Annotated in this window: 12 protein-coding genes; all 12 read left to right on the top strand. The window is 46.6% G+C overall.

The annotated features are described in order from the left end of the window. Positions 1-57 precede the first annotated feature (57 nt). The 12 genes from EI981_RS22715 (at position 58) to EI981_RS22665 (ending at position 13,150) form a co-directional block, all read left to right on the top strand. Entirely contained in the window at positions 58-429 is a 372-nt protein-coding gene (locus tag EI981_RS22715) for a MerR family transcriptional regulator (protein WP_127002142.1), read from the top strand. 2 nt (positions 430-431) lie between these two features. Then, positions 432-752, top strand: a complete 321-nt coding sequence (locus tag EI981_RS22710) for a thioredoxin family protein (protein WP_127002140.1) — start codon at positions 432-434, stop codon at positions 750-752. 146 nt (positions 753-898) lie between these two features. Further along, positions 899-1,576: a CPBP family intramembrane glutamic endopeptidase gene (locus tag EI981_RS22705; RefSeq protein ID WP_127002138.1), complete on the top strand. Its 678-nt coding sequence runs from the start codon at positions 899-901 to the stop codon at positions 1,574-1,576. 331 nt (positions 1,577-1,907) lie between these two features. Next, positions 1,908-3,632, top strand: coding sequence for a sensor histidine kinase (locus EI981_RS22700; RefSeq protein WP_227011548.1), 1,725 nt, complete (start codon positions 1,908-1,910; stop codon positions 3,630-3,632). Continuing rightward, on the top strand, positions 3,604-5,040 hold the full coding sequence (locus EI981_RS22695) for a response regulator transcription factor (protein ID WP_162616250.1): 1,437 nt from the start codon (positions 3,604-3,606) through the stop codon (positions 5,038-5,040). Before EI981_RS22700 ends, EI981_RS22695 begins: the two co-directional genes overlap by 29 nt. Before the next feature lie 104 nt (positions 5,041-5,144). Further along, positions 5,145-6,482 carry an ABC transporter substrate-binding protein gene (locus EI981_RS22690; RefSeq protein ID WP_127002132.1) on the top strand — a complete coding sequence of 446 codons (1,338 nt, stop codon included), beginning with the start codon at positions 5,145-5,147 and terminating at the stop codon, positions 6,480-6,482. Positions 6,483-6,602: 120 nt separating this feature from the next. After that, positions 6,603-7,472, top strand: a complete 870-nt coding sequence (locus EI981_RS22685) for a carbohydrate ABC transporter permease (RefSeq protein ID WP_127004917.1) — start codon at positions 6,603-6,605, stop codon at positions 7,470-7,472. 18 nt (positions 7,473-7,490) lie between these two features. Next, positions 7,491-8,339 (top strand): carbohydrate ABC transporter permease, encoded by an 849-nt coding sequence (locus EI981_RS22680; protein ID WP_227011547.1) that lies wholly within the window; start codon positions 7,491-7,493, stop codon positions 8,337-8,339. Between the two features lie 65 nt (positions 8,340-8,404). Then, the gene (locus EI981_RS30025; RefSeq protein ID WP_257791997.1) at positions 8,405-8,533 is read left to right on the top strand and encodes a hypothetical protein; all 129 of its coding nucleotides are present in this window, start codon (positions 8,405-8,407) and stop codon (positions 8,531-8,533) included. Positions 8,534-8,550: 17 nt separating this feature from the next. After that, a complete protein-coding gene (locus EI981_RS22675; protein WP_127002130.1) occupies positions 8,551-9,507 on the top strand; it encodes an alpha/beta fold hydrolase in 957 nt (318 codons plus the stop codon). 124 nt (positions 9,508-9,631) lie between these two features. Continuing rightward, a complete protein-coding gene (locus EI981_RS22670; protein ID WP_127002128.1) occupies positions 9,632-10,642 on the top strand; it encodes a LacI family DNA-binding transcriptional regulator in 1,011 nt (336 codons plus the stop codon). Between the two features lie 180 nt (positions 10,643-10,822). Further along, positions 10,823-13,150 carry a glycoside hydrolase family 65 protein gene (locus EI981_RS22665; RefSeq protein WP_127002126.1) on the top strand — a complete coding sequence of 776 codons (2,328 nt, stop codon included), beginning with the start codon at positions 10,823-10,825 and terminating at the stop codon, positions 13,148-13,150. The last annotated feature ends 19 nt before the right edge of the window (positions 13,151-13,169 follow it).

Raw genomic sequence — 13,169 nt, 5'->3', positions numbered from 1 at the left:
ACACTAATGTCAGGGTTTACAATGAAATCGAATCGTTCATCTAGGAGGCCAGATAGCATGAAAATCGGAGAACTTGCAGCCCGTACCGGTGTCAGCGTCCGTTCACTGCGATATTATGAGCAGCAAGGATTGCTTAAGCCTGTTCGTGACGAGAGCGGCTACCGGGATTATTCCATATTCGCAGAAGAACAGGTGCGCACGATCCAGTTATATCTGAATCTTGGATTGACGACCGAGCAGATTGCAGGTTTCCTGCATTGCGTCATGAAAAACAAAGAGGCGTTTTGCACGGAGGTTTTCCCGATTTTCCGCCAAAAAATCGCAGAGATTGATGCGCAAATAAACCAGCTGAATCATATCAAAATGAATCTGGAGGAGCGCATGCAATCGATTCTGGATGAACGACAATGGGATGAAATGGAGGAATGAAAATGAGTTTACAACGAATAGATGGAGCAAGCTTTCAAAGTGCGATTAAACAAAATGGGGTCACTCTTGTTGAATTTGGAGCCAACTGGTGCCCGCCCTGCAAAGCGCTGCTTCCCATTTTGGAAGAGCTGAGTCAAGAGGAGACGGGGCGTCTGGACGTTTATCAGGTAGATTGTGACGAATCCCCAGAACTTGCCGCTCAATTCGGCATCATGTCCATGCCGACGGTGATCATGTTTCATAACGGAGAACCTATGGATAAACTGATTGGACTTCGGCCAAAGAGCGCGTATCAAGCAGCACTGGCCTGTTATGTATCATAAAGCTTATGAATAAAGAAATCGCTTCTGGTGTTTTGATAACACAGGGGCGTTTTCTTTTTTTTGTAGAGGTCATTAAAGGGCGAGTATAGAAATCTAATATATCGAATCAGATCGAATCGCAAAAGCTGCTTAAAGGAGATTCTTTTATGAAATCAAGCAGGAAAACAGCTTCACTTATTGCCATCATTATCCTAAGCTGTCTTGCCATGAGTTTGGTAGATGCTGTAATCCGTCCGGATTACGCAGTCAAATCGGTCATTAAAATCATCCTCTTTCTGACACTGCCGATTAGCTACGCCAGGATAGCTGGTGGGGTACCGTTCCGCAGGTTGTTCACCTTTGAGAAAAAGGGTCTCCTGATGTCTCTTTTACTAGGATTCGGCGTATTTACCCTTATACTCAGCGGATATTTTCTATTGGGTCCTTTATTTGACTTCACCAACGTAACGGGGGCCTTGCAGAAGAATATGGGGGTGAATGCAGGCAATTTTGTGTTTGTAGCTCTGTACATATCGATCGTGAATTCACTGCTGGAGGAGTTTTTCTTTCGCGGCTTTGCCTCTTTCACGCTGAAGGAGCTGGCAGGACGGAGGTTTGCTTATCTGTTCAGTGCGGGGGCTTTTGCTGTATATCATATTGCGATAATGACAAGCTGGTTCTCGATCGAGCTGTTCCTTTTGTTAATTATATCCCTGGTAATAGCGGGCTTATTGTTTAACTGGCTGAATGAGCGTAATGGCAACATTTATGCCTCTTGGATGGTCCATATGTTTGCTAATCTTGCGATCAACACCATCGGATTTATACTGTTTGGAATCATCTGATTTTTCAAACTGTCTCCGCTAAGAATTGTTATATAAAACAATAAGTTTTATATCTATTAGCTTCGTTTTTACGCGTGATATAATCGGGTGGATAAAGAACCAAAGTTGTTATGCTTTAGGCAAAAAAAACCTCTGTTCAAGAGGTTTTTTTTGCCTACTCAAAGAACCCGCCAATTTTTTTGGATTGAACGAATACTTACCTTCATTGTTTTGTGCCTTAAGAACATTTAACTACGTTTTGGGGAGTGGATCCTACATGATGCTTAACTGGCGCAATTTGCTTCCGAATACCTTGAAACACAGGCTTATCATGGCTTATATCACCCTTCTTATGATTCCTTTGTGTATCGCCATTTATTATTTGTTCCAGCATTTTGAATCGATTCGCCAGAAGGATATGATGGATCGGATGTCCGAGCGTATGCAGCAGGTTCATATGTCTTTGAATGACATGATGGCCTTTGCTTATAAGGCAAATATCATGCTGAGCCAGGATGAGAGCCTGATCCAGATCATGCACGATCCGGACAAGTATGATCCCCTAGAACGAAAGAAAGTGATCGAGAGCAAAATGTTTGGAATCAACAACAGCTTTTTCTTCCATCAGACGGAGCTGTATTTTCGATTCATCGATCTTAAGGGCAACGTATACACCTCATATGCTCCCAACAGTCAGTTGACCAATGATTTAGAGGATTTGCAGGATTGGCAGAGTGTTCTGCAAAGCAGTGCTCATCCATACCGCTGGGTAGCGGATGATTTGAACGATGTAAGAGGCAGCCAGGGGAGTAAGCTACTGAGTCTGTACACAATCCTGAATGACCCATTGAGAGGAAACTACGGACTGGCCCGGATCAGCATTAACATACAGGAATGGTTCCGCAGCACATTGAAGGATAGTCCAGTGAATCAGGATCTGACCATTTTTACCGGACAAGGAGAGACCATTCTACAAAGCAAGATAACAGCTTTCAGTACGGATATGATGCATAGAATTATGTCTTTGCAAGCCCAGGAGGGGCACTATGAGGATAAACAATCCTTGTCCTTGATCAATTATAGCTATCTGGAGGATCTGGATTGGTATGTGGTCAGCCAAATGCCGCTAAGCGAGCTGCAGCAGGAGATTCGGCAATTAAGATTTATTGTTTTTGTATTCTTGACCATACTGGTTATCGCTTTCGTGTTGGTGACCATCATTTTGTCCGCCCGCATGACAAAGCCGCTGAACGTGCTGAAACGCAGTATGGAGGAAGCGTCGGATAAGAAGCTGAATGTAAAAATCTCCATCGGCAGGGGTGCAACAGATGAGGTGCGCTTCCTCGGCGAAAGCTTCAATCGAATGATTGACGATGTCCTGGTGCTTATTAATAAGCTTAAGCTGGAGGAGCGGCAGAAGCAGGCTGTTCGCTTCCAAATGCTGCTCTCGCAAATGAACCCGCATTTTCTGTTGAATACCTTGAATACCGTCAAATGGATTGCCAGAAGGGAAAAACAAGAAGCAATCGCAGGCATCTGTACGTCTTTGGGGTTAATACTGGAAGCAAGTCTCAACTCGGAAATAGAGCTGATTCCTCTTAATGCGGAAATAAAGCTGTTGCGTTCCTATGAATCTATTCAATCATTTCGCTTTCGGGGCCATTTCATCATTCTTTATGAAATAGATGAGTCGGTTCAGCACGCTTTGGTCCCCAAGCTTAGCCTTCAGCCTCTAGTGGAGAATTCCATTGCCCATGGCTTTGATGGGGCTGACGGATGCGGCACGATCTGGGTAAGGGTTAGAGCAGAGCGAAGTGATCTGGTTCTTGAGGTGGAGGATAATGGCATCGGCATGGAAGCGGCCGCGCTTAAGCCGGGAAGACGAAGCGGCCACGGCATCGGACTGAGCAATTTGAAAGAAAGGCTGCAATTACTTTTTAAGCGGGAGGGTTCTATGGAATTTATAACTGGAGCGGAAGGGACCCTGGTCCGACTCCGGCTGCCTTTGCTGATTGCGACGCCTTATTTACAGGAAGGAGACGATGATCATGTGGACGATTTTACTGGTGGAAGATGAGGTGTTTGTCCGCGAGGCGATTCGGGATACGGTGAACTGGGCACGCCATGGATTTAGCGTTGTAGGAGAGGCTGGAAACGGTAAGGAAGCCTTGGCGGCTATTCTGAAGCTAAAGCCTGATGTCGTGATTGCTGATATTGCCATGCCGGGGATGGACGGGATTGAATTGTTAAAGGAAACGCGTAAGGCGGGAATTCGCAGCCGATTTATTATGCTAACGGCATTGAGCCACTTTGATTATGCCCGGGATGCCCTTCAATATGGGGCTTTCAACTATCTGTTGAAGCTGTCCTTAAATGATGATGTTCTGTTGGAGAATCTGGCGCGGATTAAGGAAGAGTTGATCGAGGAATTCACGATCGCTGGGGAGGCGTTGTATCCTTATTATCACCGCGTCTGGTCAGGTATTTGTGGAACGACCGCATCTGACGGTAATGATCAAATCGGAACGATTGCGGCAGCGGAGAAATTCCGCAGTTTAAATCTGGATATTTTTACTGTGTTGAGCGGAGCAGTTCCGGCTAATGAGAATCTGGCTAGTATCCAAACGGAGAAGTATCTTTTGGTTCAATCCTTCTATGAGAGAGGACAGACGACTTACTTCTGCTGGAGCTCTCAGAAGAAGGCCGAGCATGGAAGCAAGTTTAAGCTGAATTGTTCTATTGGTATAGTGGCTGGCAGCAGTTTGACTCAGCTGTCCCAGGATTGGCGCTCAGCATTGAATCAATTGAATGCAGATTGGTACGGGTGTAAGGCAGACTCGGTGAAGGAGCGACACGAGCTGCCTGCTATTGCGGAGCTGGAAGCTGAACTGATCCGCTGCTTTGAAGAACGCGATGAACACAAATGCGCCGAGGTGATTGCTCTGATATGGGGCAGTATGGAAATCTCGGCTTTTTCTCATATAGAAGTAAAAATGCTGGCTTCTCATCTCCTTCATATGCTTGCTATGCTGGCAGGACGGAAATCGGAGGACAGATGGGAAATCAACTCGGCCGTCAGCCATGAGTCGCTGCTTGTCTTTGTACAACAAGCTATACACGAGCAGATCCGCCAGATGAAGGAGGAAAATATTAGTTATACAGACCATCCGGAGGTAAATCGGGTGATCCAATATATGCTGGAGCATTTCAAAGAGAATATCAAGGTCGCAGATTTAGCCAGGCTGGTATCCATAAACGTAGATTATTTAAGCACCGTGTTTGGCAAAAAGACCGGACTGACGCCGATCGCCTATCTGCAAAACATCCGAATTGTGCAGGCGAAGCGATTGCTGTTGCATTCCAAGCTAAATGTGGAGGAGATCGCCTATCAAACGGGATTTTCGGATAACGCCTATTTTATTAAGGTATTCAAGCGCGTGGTTGGGCAAACGCCCAGCTCCTTCAGGCGGGAGAATAACATCTAAGTTTTGTACTATTCATCTGCAAGTTTCAACCCTTATGAGATCATGGGCGGCTTGGTATAGTTGGGGTGAATCAAACATCCGATTTAAGGGAGGTTGCAGGTAAGATGAGAAACAGAAGATGGATGATTGCTGGGCTGGCGCTGCTTGTAGCATTGCCGCTGGCACTTGCTGGCTGTGGTGGAAAAGGAGACGGCAATCAAAAGGAGGGAACGACTTCCCCTGGGGCAAGTACGGCTAATAGTGACCCGATTAAGCTTACTTTGTGGGGAGCGGTACCATCCGAGAATGGGCCTCAGGAGGTTGTAGACAACTGGAATAAGCAAAATCCGGACATTCAGGTAGAGTATGTGCGGTTTGTCAATGATGATGCGGGTAACCTGAAGCTGGATACGGCGCTCATCTCTAGCCAGCCGGTGGACATGTACGTGAACTATGACTACAGCCTTTATGAAAAGCGGATTAAAGCGGGCAATGCCCTTGATCTGAGCAAGTTCTCCGACTATGACGTGGAGGCCAAAATGGGAGAAGGCGCTGCGCTATGGAAGGTGGACGACAAGTATTACGGTCTGCCCACCCAGAAGGGCTTGTCTTTTGTCTGGCTGAACAAGGATATGCTCGATGCCAAGGGGCTACCGATTCCAACGGAGTGGGGGCTGGATGAGTTCAGAGATTATGCCGCCAAGCTCAAGTCTGACCATGTCTGGGGATTGGCGCAAAGTGATTATTACTTCAATGTGCCTATCAACGGTTCCTTGCAGAAGCAGAGTTTGCAGCTGACAAAAGATGACGGCACCTCCGCTTTCGATAATCCACTGACAGTCAGGACGCTTCAGGTTTATTCGGACATGATGTTTACCGATAAAAGCCTAATGCCTCATACGGAGCAGATCACATCAAAACCCGCTTTGGACCAAATGTTTGTGAAGGGAGAAGCGGCAATGCTGTTCTCTACAAACCAAATCTTCCGGACGACGAATAATATTCAAGAATTTCCGCGGACATTCAAGGTAGCGGCCGCCCCGGCTCCTAAAGTAAACAAGGATCAGGCGGACTACATTAACGCTGGCGGATTAGGCGATGTGATTTCTATTAATCCTAGCACCAAGCATCAGGAAGCTGCCTGGGAATTTATGAAGTGGTATGCGGATGAGGGCATGCTGCCGATGGCGGCAGGCGGAAGAGTACCATCCTCCAAGGATTTCCCCGTCGATGAGGCTGTCGCTCTCATGTTCAAGGGTGTGGAGGATACTTATGACCTGGATTCAATTAAGCGGGTCATGTTCGGGGATTTGCCGCTTGGTCTGAGTCGTCTTGACCGGAAGACAGGAACCGAGCAGCAGGCCATCTATGATAAAGTATTCACCCAGAAGCTGACGCCAGAGGAAGGTGCGAAGGAATTAGCACGGGTGCATAACGAGAATTTGAAAGCGCTATCTAAATAGCGCAGCAAGGCTGGAGAGGGGTGGTAAATTGGATGCCGCACCTCTCTGTGGCCGCAAGCTGCCGCATGACGCTGCAAGCTACATTACTAGAGAGAAAGGCGGTGACCGATCGTGAGCTGGATGAAGCGGCAGAGGCTAGTAGGCTATGTGTTTATCGCACCTAATTTAATCGGAATGACGGTGTTTATGCTCGTTCCGGCCCTGTTCTCCTTTTATTTAATGTTTACGGATTGGGTATTCGCTAGCGGGCAACCCCCGCGCTTTATTGGATTGGATAATTTCAGAATGATGGTGAGAGATGATTTGTTTGTTGTCTCGGTCAAGAACACCTTGCTGGTGTTAATCCCTGTACCGATTTCTATTATGCTTGGATTTCTGATTGCAGTCATGCTCAATAATCGCACCTATTTCCAGAAGACATTGCGGGCCTTCTTTTTTGCTCCGTATTTTACCAGTGGCATCGCCATTGCTTTTGTCTGGATGGTGCTGTTCCAGCCTACTAACGGTCCAATCAACGCTTTCCTTCGATCCATTGGCATATCTGAGCCTCCACTATGGTTCGCTTCCCCGGATACGGCGATGTACGCGGTACTGATCATGATGACTGCGGGCGGCATTGGCTACAATATGATCATTTATTTGGCTGCACTGCAGGAATTATCATCTGAGCAGTTGGAAGCTGCCAAGATGGACGGAGCAACATTTGGGCAACTGCTGCGCTTAATTATCTTTCCATTGGTTAGTCCGACGACCTTTTTCTTGATGATCACTGGTTTTATCGGCTCCATCAAAAGTTTTGGCATGATCTATGCGATCACCCAAGGAGGACCAGGCAATAGTACGACGGTGTTCTCTATTTTCGCCTATAAAAAAGCCTTTAACTTTTATGAAATGGGCTATGCGTCAGCAGTCTCGTGGACCATGTTCCTGATCATCCTTTGTATTACGCTGATTCAGTGGGTTGGCCAGAAAAAATGGGTCCATTATTAACAGAGGAGAAGACGCACTATGGATACGAGAAATAAGAGAATGATCAGAGAACGGGTGGCTAAGAGCTTCAATACGATCATCATGGCATTAGCCAGTTTGCTGCTACTGTCGCCAATGATCTGGATGGTCAGCACCTCGTTCAAGAAGCCAAAGGATGTCTTCACTTATCCAATTCAGTGGATCCCGCTCGATCCTGTATGGACCAACCACTTTAAGGTATGGATGACCGGAGACGGATTTGCCCTTTTTTATTTCAATTCCCTGAAGATTTCTTTGATTTTGCTAATTGGTGCTCCTTTGCTGGCTGCTTTTGCAGCATACGGTTTTAGCCGTATTCCGTTTAAGGGGAGGGACAGCATCTTTTTGCTCTATTTATGTTTGATGATGATACCGCCGCAAGTTCTTTTTGTACCGAAATTTATCATGTTTGATTGGATGAGAATTTACAATACCCATTGGGCGCTCATTCTTCCAGGTTTGTTCACCGTGTTCGGCGTCTTCATGATCCGGCAATTTTTCATGAGCATTCCGCATGAGATTTCTGAAGCAGCTTTTATTGATGGAGCCGGTCACTTCCGGATTTTCTTTCAATTATTTCTGCCGCTCTCCAAACCGGTGCTGGCGACCTTCGCTATTATTGATTTCACATGGACCTGGAACGATTATGAGAACGCGCTGATCTTTTTACTAGATAAGAAGCTTTATACGGTTCCGCTTGGTATGCAGAACTTCATGCTGGAAGCCGGTGTAGATTACAATCTGATGATGGCCGCCGCTACAGCAGGGGTTGTGCCACTGCTCATCGTCTTTTTCCTCGGACAAAAGTATATTATTCAAGGTTTTGCAAGCTCTGCTGTTAAAGGTTGAACCATTGTTGATGAACTCAAATACTCAAACCTATAACGCCGATTCAGCCTCATAACGGAGATGTGATGAGCTTCTCGTTGCTCGTGAATGAGAATGAGGGTCAAGGAAGACGTGGCTGGATCGAATGGGCAGGCGGAATAGGCGCTGAGAAAAGACCGAGTTTGTTCCGTCCCATGCAGTGGATGACGTCGTAAGGAAGAGGAGTGGGAGTATGCCAATTGTTGATATGCCTATAGAGCAATTGAGGAGCTATCAAGGAACAAATCCGCGTCCGGCGGACTTTGATGAGTACTGGGAACGGGCGCTGGCTGAAATGCATGCGATGGATGCGCAGGTTGAGCTTGTGCCTAGCCGTTTTCAAGTGCCGAATGCGGAATGTTTCGACCTGTATTTTACGGGTGTGAAGGGAGCGAGAATTCACGCGAAGTATGTACGGCCTAAGCAAGTAAAAGAGCCTCATCCTGCGATAGTCATGTTCCATGGCTATTCTGGTCATGCCGGAGATTGGAGTGATAAGTTGGCTTATGCTTCGATAGGTTTCTCTGTACTTGCCATGGATTGCCGCGGTCAAGGAGGAAGCTCTGAGGATGTTGGCGGGGTGAAGGGGAATACGCATCATGGACATATTATTCGCGGTTTAGAGGATCATCCGGATGAGCTGCTATTCCGCCATATATTTTTGGACACGGCACAGCTTGCTGGGATAGCGATGAAGCTGCCTGAGGTCGACCCCGATCGGATTTACGCAGCGGGCGGATCTCAGGGTGGCGGACTTACGATAGCATGTGCTGCTTTGGAGCCAAGGGTGAAGAAGCTGGCGCCGATCTACCCTTTTCTTAGTGATTATAAGCGGACCTGGGACATGGATCTGGATCAGGAAGCCTACGGTGAACTGCGTACGTATTTCCGCTATTATGATACACTGCACGAGCGTGAGCACGAAGTATTTGAGAAGCTCGGCTATATAGATATTCAATTCCTGGCTGAACGCATAAAAGGTGAGGTATTGATGAGCGTGGGCTTGATGGACACCATCTGTCCGCCATCCACTCAATTTGCAGCCTACAATAAGATGAACACGAAGAAGGGACTTGTCATATATCCTGACTTCAGACATGAGTATTTGCCGGAGTCGTCGGATAGAACGATGCAATTTTTTCTAGAGTAAGCCATGAAGCTTGTAAAGTTGAACTCTCAGCTTTGCAAGCTTTTTCCTGCTTTTGACCTATATGCTATAATGAAAATGAAATAGAAAGTAATGAAAATTGAATAAGGATGGGATTTCAGAAAACATGGTATCTATTAAAGATGTAGCCAAGCATGCTAATGTTTCCATCTCGGCGGTCTCCAAGACCTTGAACGGGTACAGCGATGTAAGCGAAACAACCAGGCAGAGGATTCTCAAAGCAGCGCAGGAGCTGAACTATTCTCCCAACATGCTGGCGAAGAATCTTAAGCATAAAGTAACGAAGACGATCGCACTAATCATATCCAATTTCGAGCAGACGAGCGGTAAGGACGGCGTTATGTTTCAGATTATGAGCGGAGTGTATGCCGCCGCTACCCGATACGGGTATGAGGTCGTTATCTATACTCGCAGTCTTTCTGAACAGCAGGACCGTTCCTACTGGCAATTTTGCAAGGATCACAAAATAGCCGGGGTCGTAATTTCAGGCCTGCGGACGACGGACCCGTATTTCGAAGAACTGGTCAAGAGCGATATTCCCTGTACCGTCGTCGATGCTCATACAGTAGGGCCACATACAGGTTCTGTTATTACGGACAATCTATTGGCAGCAAGACGGGCTGTTCAATACCTGATCAGCAAAGGGCATCGCGAGATTGGTATGGTGAACGGGCATAAGTATGCGACGGTTAGTATACAGCGGGAGCAGGGATACCGTGAAGCATTGGAAAGTGCAGGGATCCCGTTTATTGATTCGCGTGTGATCGAGGCTGACTTTAGTGAAGAGAAGGCTTACACGCTGACGGAAGAATATATTAACAATAATCCGCAGTTAACCGCGATATTTGTAGCCAGTGATCTGATGGCGATCGGGATGATCAATCGTTGCAAGGAGATTGGCCTGCGCATTCCAGAGGATATATCGATTATGGGCTTCGATGATATCGTGCTGTCCAGCTATACGACCCCCAAGCTGTCGACGATTAGTCAGGACTTTGCCGGGATCGGGTTTGCCGCACTGGAGCAGGTAGTAAAGATGCTAGAGAATAACTTACCAGGCTTTCACAAAATTCTTCCCTTCAAAATAGTTGACAGGGAATCGATTAAGACTTTATAATATGATCGAAAACGTTTTCGAAAACCTTTGCAAAAAGTTTTTACAGAGTAAAAGTTTTCGAAATCGCGTTCGAATTTTTTTCAGGTTCGAAAACGATTTCGGTAACGCTTACAGAATACTGTGGAATTTTTTCAAAAATTTAAAGATATTGAATTCAGGAGTAGAAAGGAAATTTAAGCCATGCTAAATTACAACAAGAAACTGCCGGACGGAGCGTCGGATTGGGTAGTAACGGAGGAGAACTTCCAGACTCTTGCGCTCGGAAAGTGCGAAGCTGTAATGGCTTTAGGCAACGGCTATATGGGACTTCGTTCCGCTGCTGAAGAATCCTATGTTGGAGAGAAGCGCAATTTGTTCGTGAACGGTACCTTTAACCGTTTCGATGAATTTGAAGTAAGTGAACTGCCGAATGCGGCCGATGTTACTGGTCTAGATATCCGAGTTGACGGCAAGAGATTCACATTGGAACAAGGAGAAATAACGGAATACAGCCGCAGTTTGAATCTGCGCGATGCAGAGCTGGTTCGTTCCTTCATTTGGACCAATGCGGAAGGCAAGAAGCTGGAATTTACATTCCGCAGATTCGTATCGTTGGATCGATTGCATCTGATCGGAATGAAGCTGGATATCAAATCATTGAGCGGCTCGGTCAAAGTGTCGATTGCATCGGGTATCGATGCTCAGGTGAGCAATAGCGGAAGCCAGCATTTCCATGAGGGCGAGAAACGGATTTATGATAAGAAATATCTGGAGCTGATCCAGACGACGACGGAATCCAAGGTTGATTTTGTTATCGGAGCTGCACATCGGTTAAAATTGGATGGCCAAGAAATCGAGAATAGCCCGGCAATGGAGATTGATCGCCGCAAGGTGGCAGTCGCTTACAGCGTAGATCTTCAGGAAGGGCAAAGCCTCAGCTTCGAGAAGGTGGCAACGGTTCATACAAGCCGCGACCTAGCTTATGCGCAAGATTACAGCTTGCCGGCTATGAGAGAACATGCTCTCGGCGACTTGAAGAGCGTGTACGCCGCAGGTTACGATGCACTGTTCCAAGATCATGCCTCAGCTTGGGCAAAGGTATGGAATGAATATGGAATCACAATCGAATCGAAGAATTCCTTTGACCTTCTGGCATTGCGTTTTGCTCTGTATCACATGGTAGTTATGACTCCGGCCCATGATCGGAGAATGGGAATTGGAGCGAAAGGTCTTAGTGGTGAAGGCTACAAAGGTCATTCCTTCTGGGATACAGAAATTTTCATCCTGCCATTCTATATTTACAGCAATCCGAAGACGGCGCGTTCGCTGTTGGAATACCGTTATCTGGGCCTTGAAGGCGCACGCCGCAAAGCGAAGGAGAACGGTTATGCCGGAGCGATGTATCCATGGGAAGCCGCTTGGCCATCCGATGGTGAAGTGACACCGGTATGGGGCGCGGTTGATATTGTGACAGGAGAGCAGACGAAGATCTGGTCCGGATTTATCGAGCAGCATATTACATCCGATATCGTCTATGCCGTATGGCATTACTACCGGGCCACCGGAGATGAAGACTTCATGGAGCGCTATGGCTACGAGATGATCTTCGATACGGCAATATTCTGGGCAAGCCGACTGGAATGGGACGAGGCGGAAGGACGTTATGAGATTAACGAAGTTGTTGGTCCTGATGAATACAAAGAGCATGTAGACAACAACGCCTTCACGAATTATATGGCTCATTTCAATATCGAACTAGCAATGCAGTATTACAGCAAGCTGGAGACAGAGCGTCCTGAACTGTTCAAGCATTATGATGAATTGTTGAACTTGAAGGAAGCTCGGAAGGTATGGGAGAGCAAGCTGGATTTGATCTACCTTCCACAGCCAAATGAAAATCGGATTATTCCACAGGACGATACTTATTTGCAGAAAGAAATTATTGATCTGACTCCTTACAAGGATCAGGAAAAAGTGGGCAGCATATTTAACGACTACAACCTGGATCAGGTTGGTAACATGCAGATTTCGAAGCAAGCGGACATCATGATGCTGTTCTTCTTGCTAGAAAATAAATTCGCTCCTGAAGTGAAGCTGGCGAACTACGAATACTACGAAGAGAAGACGCTGCATGATTCATCGCTGTCACTCTCGACTCATTCGATTTTGGCCAGCGACTTCGGCGATAAAGAACTCGCTTATCATCTTTTCAAGAGAGCAGCTGAGATCGATCTGGGGCCGAAGATTCACTCATCGGATGCCGGTATTCATGCTGCATCGCTCGGCGGAATCTGGGAGTGTGTTGTAATGGGATTTGCCGGAGTAAGAATGCTGGATGGTCAGCTTCATTTGGCGCCTAAGCTTCCAGATCACTGGGAGAAATTAAGCTTCCCATTGCATTGGCAAGGCAAGCCGCTTGAAATCAGCATCACACCTCAGCAGATTTCGATAACAAACACTGCAAGCGAGCCAGTACAATTGTTCGTTAACGGCGAACTGCAGGTAGTCCAAGATACTGCTATTTTTTAATCATAAAGTGAATATTTAG

The organism is Paenibacillus lutimineralis (assembly GCF_003991425.1).
Classification (GTDB): domain Bacteria; phylum Bacillota; class Bacilli; order Paenibacillales; family Paenibacillaceae; genus Fontibacillus; species Fontibacillus lutimineralis.
Note: the sequence above shows the minus strand (reverse complement) of the source record. Positions and strands in the feature narration are given on the sequence as shown.